We start from the raw sequence: 20,009 nt of genomic DNA, 5'->3' as shown, positions 1-20,009 counted from the left end.
ACCAGGAGCCACACCTCCTATAATCAAAAACTCTGGTTCCCGTATTACCTATGCCTGCTAGATTAACAGCCTTATACCAGAGAGCTTGTCCGGTATAAGGACAAATCTAAAAGAAGTTCTTTTGACCTTGTTTATTATAGCATATCTTCTCATAATTTGGTGTATAAGATTTTGGGAGCCGCGAAAAAGCACAATTTGTTCTCTTTGCTCGTGATCAAAGAAACCTCTAAGACAATGAGTCACTGTATTCTCAGTGGTCGGAAAACCTCCTCGCTGCGTGAAGCTAGAAAGCTCTAAAAGCACGATGCGTTCTTTCCAAACAGGCAACGGCACCACGTTCGGGTAGGTTCTTATCCTACCCTGAACTATGTATGTGAGTGCCTGCGCCCTTTCCAGCCTTCACTTCCATTTTTGGCTTTCGATCAATTGAAGCAATCTCTCTGGGTCCTTACTTCCAATTAGCAGTTCCTCTCCATCCGCAAACTGCAGCTTTATACCGCGCATGCTGCCCATAATATAGGCCCAGCCCTTATATGGCGTCCATCTTAATCCCAGCCCGCCATACGACAGCAGATGATAACTAACCACTTCCATTCCTGAGATCCCTGTATACGGAATATATCGTGACCGAAGGGGCGTGAACCGAACTATAATCCCTTCCTCCTTCACCTCTGTAACAAGCCTTAGCATTATGAAAAAGATCGATAATACTAAACCTAGCAAGCTGCCTAGCAAAAGCTCCGCATTGCTCATAGGCTTATCCCCAAATGAAATTTTAAAGAATGTCTGTTCAATCCATCCATACCATATAAACCCGCTTATTAAAAAAATAGGAATATACGTATACCACGGCATAGATTGAACCTCTTGATACGTTTGTTTCATTCCCCTCTCCCCCTATCTACCCGAAGCCTAAAAAAACAGAATACCCAACAGCAGAGACAGCAGCTTCCCTTTTCTTGATTTTACCACGCATTCTGTGAGGACAAAGATAGCCTAATTTCCAATTCAGGAAACAATTTTAGATAAAACCCTTTCTGAAAAACTCCAGTAAACAAAATGAAAAATCTGTGTTATACTGAAGAAAATAAAGTGCGTATTTTGGAGGAGCCTGTCACTATGGGATAACTGTGTCCTATAGTGATGGGCTCTTTTTGTATTTTTTTAAACTGCTTGCGCACGCTGTAATTATAGAGAAAGGCGGGAACACATATGTTAGTATTTCAACTTGCGATTATTTTGCTGGCATCAAAAATTGCTGGAGACGTAAGCGTAAGACTGGGTCAGCCTTCCGTTCTCGGAAAGCTTCTCATCGGTATTGTCCTTGGTCCATCTGTATTAGGTCTTGTTCATGATACAGAGATATTAAAGGAACTTAGCCAAATTGGTGTCATTCTATTAATGTTTATTGCCGGATTGGAAACAGATATAGATGAATTCAAACGTACAGGAAAAGCATCCTCTTTTGTAGGAATTGGCGGAATTATCGTTCCTCTTCTTGTAGGATATGGATCAGGAATCATTTTAAATCTGTCTTCCATTGAATCCTGGTTTTTAGGTTTACTGCTGTCAGCAACAAGCGTCAGCATTTCTGTGCAAGCTCTGAAGGAGATGAACCAATTAAAATCCCGTGAAGGGGCAACGATTTTAGGGGCTGCCGTGATTGATGATGTTGTTGTTATTATTGCGTTAGCATTTTTAATGAGCATGGCTGGAGGAGATGTTCATCTAGGAGCCATGATCTTGAAGAAGGTTATCTTCTTTACAGGAGCCATTCTCATAGGGTGGAAAATTGTTCCTTTTATTCTTAAACGCTTCGCGCCGCTGCGTGTAACAGAAGCTACTATTTCTGCCGCTTTAATTATTTGCTTTATGTATGCCTACTTAGCAGAATATGCAGGGGTAGCGGCCATTATTGGTGCATATATCGCCGGGGTTGCTATTAGCGTAACAAACTATAAGCATGAAGTGTTTGAAAAGGTAGAAACGATTAGCTATTCTATTTTTGTTCCAGTGTTTTTCACATCCATTGGTATAAGTGCACAATTTTCTGGAATCGCAGAAAATATCGGCTTAATTGTTTCATTAAGTATAGTAGCTATTCTCACAAAGTTAGTGGGTGCGTCATTGGGTGCCAAAGTCTCTGGGTTCGGTTGGAGAAGCTCGCTCGGCATCGGAGCGGCTATGGTGTCGCGTGGGGAAGTAGCATTAATTATCTCAGCCATCGGGCTCGAAAGCAATTTGCTTAGCCAGGATTTGTTTGCCGTGATTGTTGTAGTTGTTCTTATTACAACAATTGTAACACCGCCGATGATGAAGTGGTTGTTTACTGAGCAGGGACAGGTAAAGGGTAACGCATAGCTAATATAAAGTATGAAATTCCACTTAGATTCTTCTGTTCACAATTTATATCATCATATAGCTGCAGGACCATCAAGTTAATAGCCTGATGGTCCGGGGCATCCATGTATTTGACAAGCTCCAGCGCGCATCTCTCCTTCTTACTCAGGGTGCTTTATGCTTTCTTTTGTTCCTTTGCGAGCAATTCCTCCATAAAGGCAAGCAATTCTAAGCGAAGCTCTGGCCGGCCTAACGCTAAATCGATAGTAGCCTGTATAAACCCAAGCTTATCGCCGGCAGCATTTCCTTCGGCTGCGCCTTTGTAGCAGGCAAAAATCTTGTTCCTAGTCCTGCCGCAGGGATAATGGCCTTTTTCACTTTCATTCCAGCTCACTCCTTATTTGTTCTTTTTGTGTAAATACCCAAAGCCGGCTGCCGATATAATTCACAACTACACCAAACCCGGTTGCAGCTAGCTTGCTTATCCAAAGATTATATTGATACATATCGTACAGAAAAAACAGCAGACCAAATGAACAAAGCAGAGAAGCCCCGTTTACAGCGAGAAACTTGACAACCTCAGGCATATTAACACCGTGCGTCAGACCAAATGTCCATTTTCTATTGAAAAAAAAGCTATTTGCCGTTCCGCATGAATACGATAGCACTTGGGCTGCTGTATATGGCACTCCTAGAAAATGAAGCAGAAAAAAGGCAGCAAAATCAACAGCTGTATTCATTCCTCCCACTATGCAAAAGCGTAAAAATTGCGCAGCGCCTTGCTTATTGTCTAGCATTTGCGCTCACCTCTTTGCGTGCAGAGACTTCAGCATAGGGATTGTTCCGCAGCAAGTAAAGCGGGCGTCCCTTCGTTTCATCGTAAATTCTGCCAACATACTCCCCAAGAATCCCGAGCAGAATGAGAATCACTCCATTTAACAGCAGTACACAGGCAATGAGTGATGTCCATCCAGAGACCGTGTTCGTTGTAAATAGTCGTTGACATACTGATACTAACAAATAGATAAAGCTCGAAAAGGAGATCAAAAAGCCGAGATACGTCGCCAGCCTCAATGGCTTATGAGAAAATGATGTAATTCCATCCATCGAGAAACGCAGCATTTTCTTAAGCGGATATTTCGTTTCCCCCGCAAAGCGCTCATCGCGTTCGTATTCGATTGCTGTTTGGCGAAAGCCTACCCAGCTCACAAGCCCGCGAACAAAACGATTTTTTTCTCGGACGCTGCGCATCGCTTCGCAGACGCGGCGGTCCATTAGCCGAAAGTCCCCTGTATCAATTGGAATGTCAACCTCCGTTAATGAACGGAGCGTACGATAAAAGATAGCAGCGGTCCATTTCTTAAATAAGGTCTCTCCCTTTCGCTTCGCACGCTTCGCGTACACAACCTCATAGCCATCCTTCCACTTTTCAATCATGTCAGGAATTAATTCAGGCGGGTCCTGTAAATCAGCGTCAATAATAATAATAGCCTCGCCTCGTGCATAGTCCATACCAGCTGTAATTGCGATTTGATGCCCAAAATTACGAGAGAAATCCAGCAGCTTTACGCTATGATCCCACTTCGAAATCCCCTCTACAATTTCCGCTGTGCGATCCTTGCTTCCATCGTTGATGAACAACAGCTCATATGGCTCCTGCAATGACTTCATTACACCTGTTAAACGACGGTATGTTTCCTCCACAACAGCTTCCTCATTATAGACAGGAATAATAATGGAATACCGCATATTTTGATCCATCTCATACCACTCCTTATCTTTTTATAGTCAGCAGGCGGCTCGTCGGTACGAGCCGCGCCATGCTTTATTTATTAATTTGATACAATGTGCCTGATCCGCCCATACCCATTCCGCTTGTCTGAGACGAGCTGGACGAACTTCCTTGCCACTCTGTTGCCGGTATTTCTGTACTATGTTCCTTAATCCAAGTCAGCACATCCGAACTTCCTCTGCCTAAACCATTATCAGAAATATAGAAGAATTTAATTTCATTATTTTCTACCATTTTTTGAAGCTTTTCGACCGTAAGTGCAGGATCTTCTCCTGAAAATCCGCCCATTGCCATAACTGCTTTTCCTGTTTCAATAATATACGAGGAAGCAGAGTTAGCATTTGTCGTGCCAAATAAGAATGTTTCACCTGTATTGTTCTTCGTCACGTAGTTAAGCAATGCTTCATTCACTCCGCTGCCTGAACTGCCGCCCATTCCAGCTCCTCGGCTATCCTGTGTCATTCTTGTTTCAGCAGCTGTGCCGCTTGGTTGTTGCTCTCCATTTTGCGGCATTGCGCCAGGTGCCGCTCCAAATGATGGCTGTCCATCTTGTGGCATATTGCCATCCATTGGTCTATTGCCGCCCATCATAGTGCCTCCGCTTGGTCCTGCTTGCGGTATCATTGTGTTATCACCATAAATAAGCGGTGTTGCTGACCAATATAACGGTCCAATCAATAAAGCAAGCATTCCAGCTAAAGCCATCCGTGAAGATAATGTTTTGTTGGAACGGGCAAAGAATAAAGCTATCGCTGTCCCAATTCCCGCTATACCGACAGCAATTAACCAACCGATGCCAATCGTACTGCTATATGCCTGTAAAATGTATAATTGGAATGCTGTTGTTACAGCAATCGAAGAAGGTAACAACCATGCTTTCCATCCCTCTTTATCACGATACTTGCTCCAAAGCTCTACCCAGCCCGCCCCAGAAAGTCCTGCAATCGCTGGTGCTAACATAATTAGGTAATAGTGATGGAAGAAACCCGCTATACTAAAGAATGCTGCAATTGGCAATAGCCATGCTAGCCAAAATAATGTTTCAATTTGTTTATCTGTAAATTTCTGACGAAGGCGAATACCGGCAAGCAATGCCACACTTGCAAATGCTACGAAAGGAAGCAGCCAGCTTGCCTGTCCTGACAACTCCTTTTGGAAAAGACGAAGCGGACCTGCTTGGCCTGTACCGAATAAACCACTCGTACCGTTGTTACGCCCCATTCCTCCTTGCGGTCCTCCGCTTGGTGGAGTGCCTCCGTCCTGCTGCATATTTGTTGTGCTATTTTGTGTCTGCTGTGTATTTGTTGTGCCATTCTGCGTCTGCTGTGTATTTGTATTTGCTGCACTGCTATTGCTTTGCTGACTCGCAGCTGTTGCAGCTGGCTGCTGCGTTCCACTTTGTCCACCTACAGTATTATCACCTGTCAAACGAGAAACACCGTTATACCCAAAAGCAAGCTCCAAAACCGAGTTCGTTGAACTGCTGCCGATATAAGGACGATCCTCTGCAGGAATCGAATCTACTACAACAGCCCATGATACCGATACACCAAGCATCAGCACTGTTGCTGCTATAAGACCGATGAGCTTCTTTTTCCACTGTGCCTTAAAAGCAAGAACATATAACAAGAAAAATGCCGGTACAACCATATATGCCTGCATCATTTTCATATTAAAGCCAAGCCCAATCATGGCAAATGCGCCAAGCACCCAGCCAAGCTTCCCGCTGCGAACACCGCGAAACAGCATCCATGCTCCAAGAAGCAGTGTAAATACTAATAAACTGTCAATATTATTTGTACGGCTTACTGCCACCGCAACTGGCATAAATGCCATGACTAAGCTCGAAAGCCGTGCCGCCGTCCTGCCAAACGTCGGTTTCACGAGTGTATACATAAGCAGTACTGAGCCCACGCCTGCCAAAGCCTGCGGCAAAATAACGCTCCAGCCGTGTACACCAAATACTGCGGCAAATGCTGTTTGCACCCAAAACACAACCGGCGGCTTATCTACTGTAATAAATCCAGCTGGATCAAATGAAGCGTAAAAGAAATTATGAAAGCTTTGCAGCATGCTTGTAACCGCTGCTGTGTAATAGGCGTTTGCATTGCCGCTATTCCAAATATTGAAGATATTTAAAAAAGCGGCGAGTATGGCGATTCCGACAAGAACAATGTCAAACCGCCTCTCTTGTTTCATATTCATGTTCTATTTCCCCTCTCATTCCTTAGTTTCATCTCTAGGTTTGTTCTTATTTCTTACTTGTCTCTAGCATACACACCGAAACTGAATTGACCCTTAAGAGAAACTGAGCACTTCTTGAGGATTAACTGAACATTTGCTGAAAGCACAAGAAAAGCGGACAAGGATTGCCCTTTGCGGAGGTTCAACCCGGAGTCTGCCATTTTGGGTCTTGGGAGCTAACATTACCTCGAAAAGTTATACTAAAAAAGGCCCTCTCATAAATCAATTTTACTGATTTATGAGAGGGCCCTTCCTCCATTAAAACTCCAACACAACAACCCCATGCGCTGCCAGGACTACATCCACCCGTTCTGCTTCGTACGCAAATTCTTCGCCCGTCAGCAAGCTTGTAACCTTTTTTCCTCTTAAGTTAAACGGCATATCCACTGTAATTTCCTGATCTGAGTTGTTGAATGCGAATAACACTGTCTGCTCTTCAAATGTTTTTGTGTACATAACATGGTTTGTTGCATTGCTTGCCGTAACGAACTGCAAGGTGCCGCGATTGCCAAATGCCAGGTTTTTCTTACGTAAGCTAATAAGCTCGGCAACAAAATGAAACATCTCCTTGTCCTGTGCTTCTTCATCCCAAATCATACACCTACGGCAGCCTGGATCCGTATCCCCCGCCATGCTAATTTCATCTCCGTAGTAAATACACGGTGTCCCCGGAGACGAGAGCAGGAAGGTGAACAATTGCTTTACTTTTTGCTTGTTATCCTGGCACACTGTTAAAATACGCGGTGTGTCATGGCTTCCTAATAAATTGAAGGCTACTTCTGTTGCATTTTGCGGATACATCAGAAGAGCTTCTGCTGTTTTGTACACAAACTCTTCTGCTGGCAGCGTACCTTGAGTAAAAAATTGAATAGCTGCGCTTGAATATGGATAATTCATCACTGCATCAAATTGATCGCCCTGCAGCCACGGCATAGAATCATGCCAAATTTCACCGAGAATGTATACATCCGGTTTAATGCTCTTTACCTCTTTCCGGAATGCGCGCCAAAAATCATGCCCTACTTCGTTTGCTACATCTAAGCGCCAGCCATCAATATCAAACTCGCGCACCCAGTAGCGGCCAACCTCCAATAAATATTCTCGCACCTCGGGGTGAGAGGTGTTCAGCTTCGGCATCATATGAGTAAATGAAAATGTAGCGTAGTTTGGTGCAGGTTCTGTTTGTACGGGGAAATCCCAAATGTAAAACCAGTCTTTATACTTAGAGGATTCGCCCTTTTCTAATACATCCTGAAACGGCGCGAAGTAGAAGCCGCTATGGTTAAAGACGGCATCAAGCATCACCTTTATGCCGTGCTCATGGCAAAGCCGCACAAGACGTTTAAACGTTTCCTTATCTCCAAACTGCGGGTCAATCTCCATATAATCCACTGTATCGTACTTATGATTTGTTGTTGCTTTGAAAATCGGCGTGAAGTAGATGCCGGTGATCCCCAATTGTACAAGATAATCCAGATGCTGAATGATGCCTTCAAAGTCACCGCCAAAGAAGTTAGCCGGTGTCGGCTCTTCGCTGCTCCATGGCAACGTGTCCTTAGGATTCAGAGAAGGATTGCCATTGCCAAACCGCTCTGGAAAAATTTGATACCATACTGCATCGCGCACCCAGGCGGGAGGAACAAATACATCTTCTTCATTTAAATACGGAAAACAAAAATAAGGGGCAATATCCCTATCCACAATTTCATGAAAAAACCCTCTTTCCGTATATACAACCGTTTCCTCATCATTTTTCAATTCAAAGCCGTAACGTAAACGGCGAAAATCAGGTCGAATCTCAACAAACCAATAGTCAAATAATTCTGTAGCCGCTATTTTACGCATCGTGCTTGTTTTGTATTGCCACGCGCCTTCTTCCCATACATACGGATCCCCATGAATAAGGGTTACGGCCGTTATCTCATTCTTCTTGGAGCGTAAACGAATATGTAATGTTTGCGTATCATAGGCATATGCAAAGTTATTTTTCGGACGATGATAGATTGCTTCTCGAGTAATCAAAATGATTCCTCCATTCTCATCAAAGAGTTCGTTATTACAGAAACATTCATGCTATGGCTGTTTTGCTTGAGTGAGAGTAATGCATCCATTATTCTCACTCAATATTGCTAAATCATTCTTCATATATTATAGACAGACCGTATCACCTTTAACGATATGATGAGAATCATCCCAGTTACTCTAGCAGAATAAACAATTGAAGCATTTCCCGATTCCATATAATGGCGAAGCTAGTATCTTTAGATTAACAGATATGATGTTTCTTGATTAAGGGGATTCAGGACCGCTTGACTCCTTCGGCAACCGTACATAAAAGCGGCTGCCCTTGCCCTCCTCGCTCGTGACATGAATCGTTCCGCCATGCGCATCCACAATCGCTTTCGTAATAGATAAGCCTAGACCCGCTCCGCCATACTTGCGTGTACGAGAGGAGTCACTTCGATAAAATCGTTCAAACACATGCGGCAGATGCTCCGAGCCGATCCCTGGCCCATTATCGGAAACAACTAGCTGTATCCAGTTCTTTTCCTCTGTCAGTACAACACGAATATGCCCCTCCTTAGAATCTGTATGCTGGACTGCATTATGAAATAAATTTAACACAATCTGTTTCAATTGATCGCTGTCATACTTGCAGGTTATCTGTTCTTTTATCTCCATGTCTACTTGCCGCTCACCTGCCAAAATACGCAGCTGCGGCTCCATCTCTCCGAGCAGCTCCCCTAAATTCCCTGGCAGGAGCTCCAGATGCGGCGTACGATCGAGCCTCGCCAGCAATAGAAGATTTTGCACGAGCTTATTCAGACGCTCTGACTCGCTGTGCATGCTTTGCAGTGCACGATTCAGCTGCTCTGGTTTATTGGCTGCTCCTCTTAGAAGAACCTCTAAAAATCCATGTATGGATGTTAACGGTGTCCTCAATTCATGGGAAGCATCCGCTACAAAGCGGCGCATCTGTTCCTTCGTCTCCTGCTCCGCTTTAAATGATGCTTCCAAACGCTCCAGCATTCCGTTAAAGGAAGCTGCGAGCCGATCAATTTCCTCCTGACGCTGTGCAGTTGAAAATCGTCTTGCCAAATTCCCCGCATCAATTTGTTCTGCCGTTTCTACCATATTAAACAGCGGAACTAGCGTTTTCCTAAGCACGGGTAAATAACCAAACAAGCCAAGCAGCATGGCAAGCAGCGACAAAACGATAAAGGTTGCAAGCTGTCTAAGAAGCAGCTCTTTCAGCGGAGCTGTTGGTGTACTAATTTGAATAACTCCGATAATGTTTCCAGACTTTGAAGCAGTAGGCTGTAACACAACAAGCTGCTCCGTTCCCGCATCGTTTTTCACAATGCTATAATTCAGCTCCGGTTTTCGCTTTAACGCTTTTTCATATTGCTCTGCTGCAAGCCGCGGAGGCGCCACATTTTGATACTCATCTGACAATACTGTATAGTTGCCATCCCAATCTATAAAAGCTAAATTTGCCTTAGGAATAAAAAAGAATGGCAGCTGCTCCTCTTTATCCTGCTTGTCCCCCTCCATTCTCTCCCATACAATAGGAGGAATCGACCTAGCCTGGCTTTGCAAGCTGCTCGCCTCGCTCTTATACACAACATCCTTCATAAGTACGTACTGCAGCAAACCAACTAAAATTAACAACGCGGCCAAAATAAGCAAGGTTCGGGACAGAAGCTGAACACGAAGCGATTCTAAAGGAAACCATCCCCTCAATCGACGAAATGTATCTTTCATCATAAATCAACCCGATAGCCGGCACCGCGCACCGTTTTAATAAACTGCCGATCTTTGTCCTGCAATTTATCGCGCAGCGAACGAATATACACTTCCACAATATTTTCATCTCCACCAAAATCATATCCCCATACCTTATCTAAAATAACTGCCTTACTAAGAACGAGCCCATGATTCAAAACTAAAAAATGCAGCAATCCATACTCAGTTGGAGACAATTCAAGCACACGACCGTCAAACTTAATTTCTTTTCGTCTATCATCAATTTGAAACGGACCAACAACAACCTCACCGAACAAATTTGGGAACTGATTGCGGATGCGTGCATAAATGCGTGCCAGCAATTCCTCAAAGCTAAACGGTTTAATAACATAATCATCAGCGCCGATCGTCAAACCCTTTACCCGATCGTCCACCTCATCCTTCGCCGTTAACATAATAACTGCAACATTTTCCGTTTTTTTTAGCATTTTACACACTTCAAAGCCATCCATTCCCGGCATCATTACATCCAAAATAACAACATGCGGCTGAAATTCCTTTGCTGCGGCAATGGCTGACATACCATCAAATGCCGTCCGCACCTCAAAGCCCTCATTCTCCAATCCAAACTCCAAAAATTGGACAATATGCGGTTCATCATCTACTACTAATATTTTAAAGCCCTGTAGCTGCTTCATACATGTTCCTCCAATTGTTTCATTCATCTTTTATTATCTGCTTTTTATCTTAAAGCGCACTGAAGAAAAACTGAAGATTTGTTGAAAATTCGGAAAAGTGCTCTCTGGGCAAATTACTGAGGAAAAACCAGGGAATACCTCTTGAAATTATGCATTCCATAAAGAAAACTCGCCGATTGGCGAGCCCTGCTCTTGGGCGAAGACAGGGGCGTAGTTGCACTTATACTTTATTCCTAAAATTTCTCACTACGTCGAATTGTCTTCTAGCTAGAAATTTATACTTCCTTAAAGTATAAAGAAAACTCGCCGCGATCGGCGAGTTTTCTTTAATGACCTGCCATTCTTCCTTCCGGCACAGTCTCTTGTCCTTCTTTTCTCACTTCTATCCGTGCATTGCCCATAAGCAAGACAACCAAGAAAGCAACCCCAATCGGAATAAGTGCCCAGGTAAAGGCATTGGTAATCGAATCAGACATCGACTGCACAATTTTATCAAGAATGGGAGCCGGAATCTTAGCTCGTTGCCCCGCTTCAAAAATAGAGCGCGGATCACCAAGACTAGACATATCGCCGCCCTGCATTCCTTTGAACGCTTCCTTCAGCTGATTCGTAAAGGCATTTGTTTGGATTGTTCCAAAAACGGTAATCCCCAGCGTCATACCGAGAGAACGGAAAAACGAGTTCGTCGAGTTGGCTGATCCTCTAAAGCGCGGCTCGAGATTGTGTATAGAAGCAGATGGCAATAACGAGAACGAAAAACCCATGCCAAAGCCCGTAACAATCATATACACTGTTAGTAGCCAGCGCGCTGTTTCTGGTGTGAGTGTTGTTAGTAAATAAAAACCAAATGTATACGCAATGATAGAAATCACCATAAGCGTCCGGAATTTGAATTTCGTTTGAAACGAACCGCCGAAGCCGCTTCCTACAACTGATCCTAGCATAAGAGGCATTAAGATAAAGCCTGCATTTGTTGCCGAACCACCGTATACAGCCTGAATGAAAAGCGGAATATAAATTGTTAAAATAACAAATGTAGCACCATATAGAAACGCAAGCGCCTGCGATGTTGCAAAAATTCTTCGCTTAAACATCCAAAATGAAATAATGGGTTCGGACGCCTTTGTTTCTACATAGAAAAAGACAAGGAAAAACACGCCGAATAACGAAAACAACCCAATAATTTGTGCAGAATCCCATGCGTATTCTTTGCCGCCGAGCTCAAGGGCAAACATAAGGCTTACAACAGCAACAACGAGCGTGATTGCGCCCCACCAATCAATTTTTTGCTTACGGTGCTCAGTAGATTCTTTATAAAATTTCGAAATCAAAAATAATGATACAGCACCGATCGGTACATTTACATAAAATACCCAGTGCCAGCTTATGTATTCTGTAATATATGCGCCAAGCAGCGGACCAATTACGCTTGAAAGTCCAAATACCGCTCCGAATAAGCCAGTCATCTTGCCACGTTTCTCCGGCGGGAACACATCAAAAATAATCGTGAAGGCAATCGGCATAAGCGCCCCGCCCCCGATTCCTTGAATCGCCCGGTATATGCTAAGCTGTTCAATAGTTTGTGCCAGACCACAAAGTGCGGAACCAATTAAAAATACTAAAAGTCCAAAAATAAAAAAACGTTTTCGCCCGTACATATCGGATAATTTCCCAAAAATAGGCATCCCAGCCATCACTGTAACCATATAAGCCGATGTAACCCAGACAAATTTATCTAGTCCGCCTAAATCATACACAATAGATGCCATCGCTGTAGCAACAATTGTATTGTCAATCGCAGCCATAAAAATACCGAGCAGCAAACCAGCTAAAACAAAACGGATATTCGCATCTTGTTTGACCATATGTCAGCTCCTTTCTACACTATCCCTTATTATATATTTAAACGTAATTTCCCATCAACTTTTCTGATTTCTGGTAAAAAGATAATATGCAGCTTCAGTCTCTATCAAGTTTCTTCCTTCTTGTGATAAAATACGCATAGCCTATAGCCTATGTGAATGCCCCCTCCTTATCCTTGGACTTCACCCTCCACAGGCCTAAAGAAGGGGATCTCTTCCGAAAATCTGTTAAAATCAAGAAAAGAAATGAGGATCCAATCATGTCTATTATTCCCCCTAAACGCAGCGTTGAGCTGCATCCTTTTATTGAAGGACTTGTCGATATATTCCATGATGCTGCCGTCGTGCTGCAAAATCCTGCAGTGTATCAAGAAGAACGGCTGGAAGCATACGGACTAGAGGCATTATTTAGCGGTATACTGCTGCGCACGCTGCACCACGCAAATCCGCTGTTTCCACAAGCCGACCCGCTCAAAAGCAGTACAATTGCACAGCATGTGTCAAATGAAATTGTATCTTGGGCAGCCGATTCCTACAAATATTCTACAGAGCAATCCGATCAGGAGTTTGGCAAGCTCATGCATTATATCCGCTTTTCTGTTTGGAGCGACCATCGTTTTCCCTTCGACGAAATGAAAGTACTTCAGTCGTTTCAACAGCAAAATGCGGTTGTATCTCTTCTATATATATATGGCATGCTGCTGGAAGCAAGTGAACGGATGAACGGAGACTTACAAGCTAATACCGCCTTCTCTCTGCAAACAGCACTTGAGTCAACCAGCATGCTGCTGCTAGAGATATGCGACCCATCAGACAGCTTCTGGGAGCTGGATTCTGACATGATCGCTGAAGCTGCTTCCCGCTGCATGCTGCTGCTGGAGAATTGGCTGCATGAACAGCTGCCATCCCTCTCGTTCCTGACAGATACAGAAGAAGAATCACAAGAACTCTTCTCCTTGCTCACAAGCAAAGCTAAGGAGTTCATTTTACTAGCGGAACATGAATTATTCTCTGCAGAATGAAGCCAGATATAAATTCACACTTTCTGAACAGGATGCTTGCATAAGCTAGCATCCTATTTTATATTCACATTTTCATAATTCCTGTCGACTTTTTCCTTTTCTTCACATATACTTTAGATAGTTAGATAATTATCTAAATATCTAAAGAAGGTGACTCGTTTGAATGAAACATTTAAGGCCCTGTCCGATCCGACGCGACGGGCCATTTTAGACCTGCTGAAGGAGCGCGACAAAACGGCCGGAGAAATTGCTGAGCATTTTCATATTACCAAACCAAGCGTATCACACCACTTAAGCGGCTTGAAAAACGCAAATCTTGTGCAGGATGAGCGGCGCGGGCAATTTATTTACTATTCTCTCAATACAACTGTGCTGCAGGACGTGATGAAATGGCTTCTTGATGTTTCCAATAAAACAGAAGGGAAAGATGAACAATGATGAACACACGTATATATCCACTATTACTCGTCGTAATTGGGATTTCGTTAAGCATTTGGGCATATCCGCAATTGCCAAATCAGGTACCGATACATTGGAATTTCGAAGGTCAAGTGGATAGCTATGGCAGCAGACTATCAGCGGTTTTGATCTTACCCATTGTCTCAGCGGCTGTTTTCATTCTGCTTCTTATTCTCCCTAAACTAGACCCGCGTAAGGAAAATTACAAAAAGTTCAAAGGCAGCTATGCTATTATTATGAACAGCGTTTTTTCATTCCTGCTGTTTACACACGCACTTGTCATATTTAGTGCGCTCGGCTATCCTATCTCGATTGAAACAGTGGTTCCAATGGGCGTTGGTATTCTGTTTATCATTATCGGCAACTATATGCAGCGCATCAAATCCAATTATTTCGTAGGTATTCGGACACCATGGGCACTTCAGGATGAAGATGTATGGAAAATGACGCACCGCCTCGGCGCACGCTTGTTTATCATTGCCGGCAGTCTTATTTTCATTTCCGGACTTCTTCCAAATGCTTGGAAGCTCCCTCTCCTGATAGGTTCAATTGTGCTAGCAGTCGGAGTTCCCTATATTGCTTCTTACCTGTTTTATAGAAACAATAGAACTGAGTAAAAAGGGATGGCTCAAGCAGCCGCCTCCGTATGTTCCCCCTGGGGCACCAAAGCTACAGTAACCCTATGTTTTTCCAAATTAGTATGTCATAACAGCATAACATACAGCATATATATAGGATATAAAATACAAGTATTAGGATTTTCCCCATATGTTCAAAATGAAAAGGCTTCCTTACAGGAAGCCTCTTTTTTACACTTGCACTGTAGGAAAGTATAAGTTTCCAGCCAGAAGTGAATTCGGCGTAGTCGGAAATTTGAGGAATGCAGTATAAGTAGGGCTACGCCTCTGTCTTCGCTGGGGGCAGGGCTCGCCAATCGGCGAGTTTTCCTTACAATGTAAGAAAGTACAACTTTTCGGGGCAATGTCTAGCTCCCGAGGCTCAAAATGGCAGCGTAGGGCTGAACCTCCGCAAAAGGCAAAAAGCGCCTTTTACTCCGGCCCACCCCTACGCTGCCATAAAAAGCGGGCCTTGTCCGCTTTTCTTATCTTCTAAAGGCTTACTCTGCGATTGCGAATAAATACTTATGTAAAATACGTTCTGTCACAGGATTTAGCTCCTCTGGCAGCTTTTCAATCGGGAAATATTGCAATTCTTGCCCTTCCCCATCTACCCGCAAGGAACCTGCCACTGAATCTGCTTGAAACACATGAATCACATTATAGACTTCATTCCCGTTCGGATATTGATAATACATGTCCTTTCCGGATAAAACCCCAAGAAACTGCAGCATTTCGCTCTTTAATCCTGTTTCCTCGAGCAGCTCACGCGATGCTGTTTCCTCAAGCGTTTCCCCGATTTCCATCGCTCCGCCTGGTACACTCCAATCGTTTGTATCCGTCCGCAATTGCAGCAGTACTTCCTGCGAATGATTGAGCACAATAATAGCTGATCCGTTGAGAATAATAGGCCTCGTTCCTATCATTTCGCGCAGCTCTTCTATGTATCCCATTTTGGGCAATCCCTCCTCTATTCCTATAGTCAAACTTCCAGACATCTTCTACCTCAATAGAAATTCTCATATGTGTCCATAGAAAAAGAACATATTATATAATATGTTCCTCTCCCATCTATCTATCCATACATTTCTTTTTCCCCAGAACACGGCTCTTAGCTCGCAAGCTGCTATCCTTTGCTACTTTGCTTCTGTTTTTCCGAGAAAAAAGACGGCAGCCAGCACACAAATTGTTCCAAAAAACACACCTATCGTCGGAGCACTTGTTAGCACAGGCTTCAATGCGATTCCGCCGCTAAAACAGATTGATGCCAACAAACTAAACAGAAGTGTTTTCTTTCTTCCTCTATTCATCAAGCAACCTGGTTCACAAAACTTACCAAAAGTTACAATTCAGCATTACATTTACAAGTTTTGCATCTCCTTTTGGAAACGCGTCCTCACAGGATTCGCACACTAGGGGATCGCCTGCGCGCAATCAATAAGGGATATTCTTGTTCCTTAATTATAGGTGTAACCTATCCCTGTAAAGATAACCGCAGCCTTATGCACGTTGTCCCAGCTAAACGGTACTCCTAATATAAACCCTGTAAATACAAAACACCAATACCCTTTAGTATTATTTATCCACCTTTGGTAATTTCACGAAACCAGTTTTCACCTCCTCTACGCTCCTTCAAGCTTGAAAGCAAGAAACAGACACCCTAAAACCTATAAGAGCAATATCTAAGATTATTTTTTATGATTTTATGTGCAATAAAATTCACTGTTTATAACTGCTATACTTTCTATATTTATCCATTTTTATTATACAAAAAAAGCAACTGACTTTCGACCTTTTCGATTCATCTTTTTCCGACAAGGTCACCGTCTTTTCCCAATAACCGAGATAATCGTACAAACAAAACCGCGAATGGTCTCATATACTGTCGTATCTCACTTCAGAGGTGTCGTTATGACTCTGTATGTTAACGTATGTATATGCATTGCCCCCGGCGCAGATGCCGATTACGACCGCTTAAAACGGGACTTTTTATGCTCAGAGGATATTTGGTACCCGATTCGCTTCTCTGTTACACGCATTGTTCGTCTTAGCTCCTCCTACAGCTTCGCTGATCGGGAAATTAGCTATCTTACTCCATTTACTGAACAGCCTAAGGTAAATCGCCTGATGCACCATGCTACAGCGCTTTCCCCAAGAGCGGATATTTATGTATGCTATGTTGGCGGTGACTATTTCCAAGAAGATAATGTCATTGCCTGCGCCTGCTCTCGTGTTTCAAACGGAATCCTCAAGGGCTTTATTGTAATAACAAACGGCGCTGCATCCCATTCGAATTTATACACGCTCGCCCATGAGCTTGGACATATTTTATTAACACGCCGCGAACAAGGAGTTTGGACGAATTCAGATCCAGACTGTCCCGACGGTGGGGTGCATCATCCAAATTCCCAGAACCTCATGCACCCGATTATTCCCTCACCGAAGTCGTGGCGCCATCCAGAGGATTTAATTACATCCAATCAGCGGCGCACAGCGCTGCGCAGTCCGCTGTTAAAAGAAAAAAGCAACCGACGCTAATCTGATCGGTTGCTTTTTTCTATATCTCCTATTTATTATATACAGAAAAATGCTGCGGCAGTTTCTCAATGGCCACAACGACAGCGTCCAACTTACTCTCAATACGGTGCAGCAAATATAGGGTAACAACGATTGGAAAGCCGATATTGCCAATATATGCGATCCATTCCTCCATAGCAATTCCCTCCTTTTCTCTTTGTATATAAGAAAAAGAAGAAAAAATAGGCTATTGCTTGAATACATAATCGGTCCGTGTGTCTCCTCTTAACAACCTTTGTTATACTGTAAGAGGAGACATTTCCAGCTAGAAGAGAATTCGACATAGTCGGAAACTTTAAGGATAGTCCTCGTCGTCAATAAGCTGCTTTCTTATTTATATAAATCTGGACGGCGATCTTCAAAAACCGGAATACCGCGGCGCACCTCTGGGATTTTTGCAAAATCAAGCGTGCCGACGAGCATTTCTTCCCCTTCTCCCGCCTCAGCTACAACTTCGCCCCAAGGGTCAATAATCATCGAATGTCCCGCAAACACATTGTTTGGATCGCTTCCAGCACGGTTGCACGCCACAACGTAGCATTGATTTTCAATTGCACGCGCTGTTAAAAGTGTACGCCAATGCGCCAGACGCGGCAGCGGCCACTCCGCCACAACAAACAGCACCTCTGCCCCCTTTGACGTATGTACACGCAGCCACTCTGGAAAACGAATGTCATAGCAAATAAAGCCGGCGCACGGCACGTTATCGACTGTGAACTGTCCCTCATCGCTTCCGGGTGCTAAAAACTTATGCTCATCCATCAGCTGAAACAAATGTACCTTGCTGTATTCGCCAACAATCTCGCCGCTTCGGTCAAATATATACATTGTGTTTGTTACGCCATCATCTGTACGCTTCGCAATCGAGCCGCCGACAATGTTTACATCATACGCTTTTGCCCACTCGCTCATTACACCCTTTACATGTACTCCGTCAACATCCCCAAGTACATCAAGACGCGTTAAATCATAGCCAGTCGTCCAAAGCTCCGGCAGCACAACAATATCAGGCTCCTGCTCCATTACAGCCGCCAGCTGCTCCGCTGCGCGCTTTACATTTTCCTCAATATCGCCAAATGCAATGTCCATTTGCAAGCATGCTACTTTCATATTTATAGCCCCTCTCGCATCCTCTTTTTATATACAGAAAAGAAACTGTACCTCTTCAGCAAACCGCAGAAACTGTACCTTTCCTACTGTGATTTTGTTCTTTACAAATCACTCATAAACATATATGATTGGTCACTAGAATTGCAACATTTTTTAAAAGACGAAAAATACGCCCAATGGTTTTCTCTTATCCAAAATTATACAATGGGAGGGGGATGTGCAGGAAGTGTTTTGCGATGTAAAATCGAGCATTCCTCCTCGACTTAGAAATGGGCCTGAAGTCGGGTATCCTGCACGAAAAATCCAATGAAATCTTTTAAAACTTCTCACGTTTTAACACAATTGCCAACACAATTTTTTGCCTCACTTGTGCAAAAGGTCAACAAGGTAATGAGCGAAGGACATGATGTCATCAATCTCGGACAAGGAAATCCAGACCAACCGACCCCAACACATATAGTACGGGCGCTGCAGGAGGCTGCCGCAAATCCCGTGCATCATAAATATCCGCCATTTCGCGGAACACACAGCTTAAAGGAAGCGGTTGCAGTATTTTATAAGCGTGAATATGGCGTAACACTTGATCCTGAAAAGGAAGTCGCGGTTTTATTCGGGGGCAAAGCCGGTCTTGTTGAGCTTCCGCTCTGCTTTACCGAGCCTGGAGATACGATTTTGGTACCGGACCCAGGCTATCCGGATTATTGGTCAGGCGTCGCTCTTGCAAAAGCAAAGATGAGCATGATGCCGCTGCTTGCCGAAAACGGCTTTCTTCCTGATTATAGCAAGCTTGCGCCCGAGGTGGCGGACGAAGCAAAGCTTATGTTCCTCAACTATCCAAACAACCCGACAGGTGCAGTGGCGACGAAGGAATTTTTTGCGGAAACAGCTGCTTTTGCAAATAAGCATAACATCTTAGTTTGCCACGATTTCGCATACGGCGCGATCGGCTTTAACGGGAAAAAGCCAATTAGCTTCCTTCAAGCAGAAGGCGCAAAGGAAGCAGGTATTGAAATCTACACAATGTCGAAAACGTATAATATGGCTGGCTGGCGCATCGCGTTTGCAGTCGGAAACGAAAGCGTCATTGAAGCGATTAACCTGCTGCAGGATCATATGTATGTAAGCATATTTGGCGCCATTCAAGAAGCCACAAAACAAGCATTGCTCCAACCGCAAACATGCGTCGAAGAACTTGTAGCCCGCTATGAGTCACGCCGCGAAGCATTGGTCTCTGCTTGTCATTCCATCGGGTGGGATGTAAAAGCACCAGAGGGCTCCTTCTTTGCGTGGCTTCCTATTCCCGACGGTTATACATCACAGCAATTTGCCGATATCTTGCTCGAACAAGCGCACGTTGCAGTTGCACCAGGCAATGGCTTCGGTGAGCACGGCGAAGGGTATGTACGCGTCGGTCTGCTTCATACAGAGGAACGCCTGCAGGAAGCAATCCAACGCATTGCGAAGCTTGGTATTTTCGAAAGAACATGTACAATGTAGGGACGTTCTACAACGATGCGGGTAAAGAAAACTCGCCGATTAGC

18 protein-coding genes and 1 pseudogene are annotated in these 20,009 nt (G+C 43.9%); 6 read left to right on the top strand and 13 right to left on the bottom strand.

All coding sequences use genetic code 11. The features are described 5' to 3' along the window. Positions 1-399 precede the first annotated feature (399 nt). Positions 400-885, bottom strand: coding sequence for a hypothetical protein (locus tag AAHB12_RS01150; protein WP_129727004.1), 486 nt, complete (start codon positions 883-885; stop codon positions 400-402). A gap of 327 nt (positions 886-1,212) precedes the next feature. Here AAHB12_RS01150 and AAHB12_RS01145 point away from each other — a divergent pair, with 327 nt between their 5' ends. Beyond that, a complete protein-coding gene (locus AAHB12_RS01145) occupies positions 1,213-2,361 on the top strand; it encodes a cation:proton antiporter (RefSeq protein ID WP_342044013.1) in 1,149 nt (382 codons plus the stop codon). 267 nt (positions 2,362-2,628) lie between these two features. Here AAHB12_RS01145 and AAHB12_RS01140 read toward each other — a convergent pair. The 8 genes and pseudogenes from AAHB12_RS01140 to AAHB12_RS01105 all read right to left on the bottom strand — a co-directional run. Next, positions 2,629-2,724, bottom strand: a pseudogene (locus tag AAHB12_RS01140) (UTP--glucose-1-phosphate uridylyltransferase); the annotation flags it as partial. After that, positions 2,721-3,137 carry a GtrA family protein gene (locus AAHB12_RS01135; protein WP_342044012.1) on the bottom strand — a complete coding sequence of 139 codons (417 nt, stop codon included), beginning with the start codon at positions 3,135-3,137 and terminating at the stop codon, positions 2,721-2,723. The gene AAHB12_RS01135 and the pseudogene AAHB12_RS01140, both read right to left, overlap by 4 nt. Beyond that, positions 3,124-4,101, bottom strand: a complete 978-nt coding sequence (locus AAHB12_RS01130; protein ID WP_342044011.1) for a glycosyltransferase family 2 protein — start codon at positions 4,099-4,101, stop codon at positions 3,124-3,126. Before AAHB12_RS01130 ends, AAHB12_RS01135 begins: the two co-directional genes overlap by 14 nt. Before the next feature lie 64 nt (positions 4,102-4,165). After that, a complete protein-coding gene (locus tag AAHB12_RS01125) occupies positions 4,166-6,337 on the bottom strand; it encodes an ArnT family glycosyltransferase (RefSeq protein ID WP_446715497.1) in 2,172 nt (723 codons plus the stop codon). A 297-nt stretch (positions 6,338-6,634) separates the two neighbouring features. Continuing rightward, positions 6,635-8,395, bottom strand: a complete 1,761-nt coding sequence (locus AAHB12_RS01120) for an alpha-glycosidase (RefSeq protein WP_342044043.1) — start codon at positions 8,393-8,395, stop codon at positions 6,635-6,637. 270 nt (positions 8,396-8,665) lie between these two features. Beyond that, positions 8,666-10,141 (bottom strand): sensor histidine kinase, encoded by a 1,476-nt coding sequence (locus AAHB12_RS01115; protein ID WP_342044042.1) that lies wholly within the window; start codon positions 10,139-10,141, stop codon positions 8,666-8,668. Further along, positions 10,141-10,821 (bottom strand): response regulator transcription factor, encoded by a 681-nt coding sequence (locus AAHB12_RS01110; RefSeq protein WP_129727009.1) that lies wholly within the window; start codon positions 10,819-10,821, stop codon positions 10,141-10,143. Before AAHB12_RS01110 ends, AAHB12_RS01115 begins: the two co-directional genes overlap by 1 nt. 326 nt (positions 10,822-11,147) lie before the next feature. Beyond that, positions 11,148-12,686: an MDR family MFS transporter gene (locus tag AAHB12_RS01105; RefSeq protein ID WP_342044010.1), complete on the bottom strand. Its 1,539-nt coding sequence runs from the start codon at positions 12,684-12,686 to the stop codon at positions 11,148-11,150. A 257-nt stretch (positions 12,687-12,943) separates the two neighbouring features. Between AAHB12_RS01105 and AAHB12_RS01100 the strand changes: the two genes are divergently transcribed. From AAHB12_RS01100 to AAHB12_RS01090, 3 genes are all read left to right on the top strand, one after another. After that, a complete protein-coding gene (locus AAHB12_RS01100; RefSeq protein ID WP_342044009.1) occupies positions 12,944-13,705 on the top strand; it encodes a hypothetical protein in 762 nt (253 codons plus the stop codon). A gap of 159 nt (positions 13,706-13,864) precedes the next feature. Next, positions 13,865-14,143: an autorepressor SdpR family transcription factor gene (locus AAHB12_RS01095; RefSeq protein WP_129727012.1), complete on the top strand. Its 279-nt coding sequence runs from the start codon at positions 13,865-13,867 to the stop codon at positions 14,141-14,143. After that, entirely contained in the window at positions 14,140-14,781 is a 642-nt protein-coding gene (locus AAHB12_RS01090) for an SdpI family protein (RefSeq protein ID WP_342044008.1), read from the top strand. Before AAHB12_RS01095 ends, AAHB12_RS01090 begins: the two co-directional genes overlap by 4 nt. A gap of 500 nt (positions 14,782-15,281) precedes the next feature. Here the strand turns inward: AAHB12_RS01090 and AAHB12_RS01085 are convergent, their stop codons facing one another. Both AAHB12_RS01085 and AAHB12_RS01080 read right to left on the bottom strand, forming a co-directional pair. After that, positions 15,282-15,734 (bottom strand): NUDIX hydrolase, encoded by a 453-nt coding sequence (locus tag AAHB12_RS01085; RefSeq protein WP_342044007.1) that lies wholly within the window; start codon positions 15,732-15,734, stop codon positions 15,282-15,284. 183 nt (positions 15,735-15,917) lie between these two features. After that, positions 15,918-16,091 carry a hypothetical protein gene (locus AAHB12_RS01080; RefSeq protein ID WP_165350707.1) on the bottom strand — a complete coding sequence of 58 codons (174 nt, stop codon included), beginning with the start codon at positions 16,089-16,091 and terminating at the stop codon, positions 15,918-15,920. 601 nt (positions 16,092-16,692) lie between these two features. On the opposite strand from AAHB12_RS01080, the gene AAHB12_RS01075 reads away from it, so the two are divergent. Continuing rightward, the gene (locus tag AAHB12_RS01075) at positions 16,693-17,319 is read left to right on the top strand and encodes a DUF955 domain-containing protein (protein ID WP_129727015.1); all 627 of its coding nucleotides are present in this window, start codon (positions 16,693-16,695) and stop codon (positions 17,317-17,319) included. Positions 17,320-17,347: 28 nt separating this feature from the next. Here the strand turns inward: AAHB12_RS01075 and AAHB12_RS01070 are convergent, their stop codons facing one another. Together AAHB12_RS01070 and AAHB12_RS01065 are read right to left on the bottom strand one after the other, a co-directional pair. Continuing rightward, entirely contained in the window at positions 17,348-17,494 is a 147-nt protein-coding gene (locus tag AAHB12_RS01070; protein ID WP_342044006.1) for a YvrJ family protein, read from the bottom strand. A gap of 194 nt (positions 17,495-17,688) precedes the next feature. Next, a complete protein-coding gene (locus AAHB12_RS01065) occupies positions 17,689-18,474 on the bottom strand; it encodes a carbon-nitrogen family hydrolase (protein ID WP_446715498.1) in 786 nt (261 codons plus the stop codon). A gap of 300 nt (positions 18,475-18,774) precedes the next feature. Between AAHB12_RS01065 and AAHB12_RS01060 the strand changes: the two genes are divergently transcribed. After that, positions 18,775-19,965, top strand: a complete 1,191-nt coding sequence (locus tag AAHB12_RS01060) for a pyridoxal phosphate-dependent aminotransferase (protein WP_129727018.1) — start codon at positions 18,775-18,777, stop codon at positions 19,963-19,965. Positions 19,966-20,009 lie beyond the last annotated feature (44 nt).

The sequence above is a fragment of the Bacillus sp. OTU530 genome, from assembly GCF_038440375.1.
This window is presented reverse-complemented; position numbering and strand designations above follow the sequence as displayed.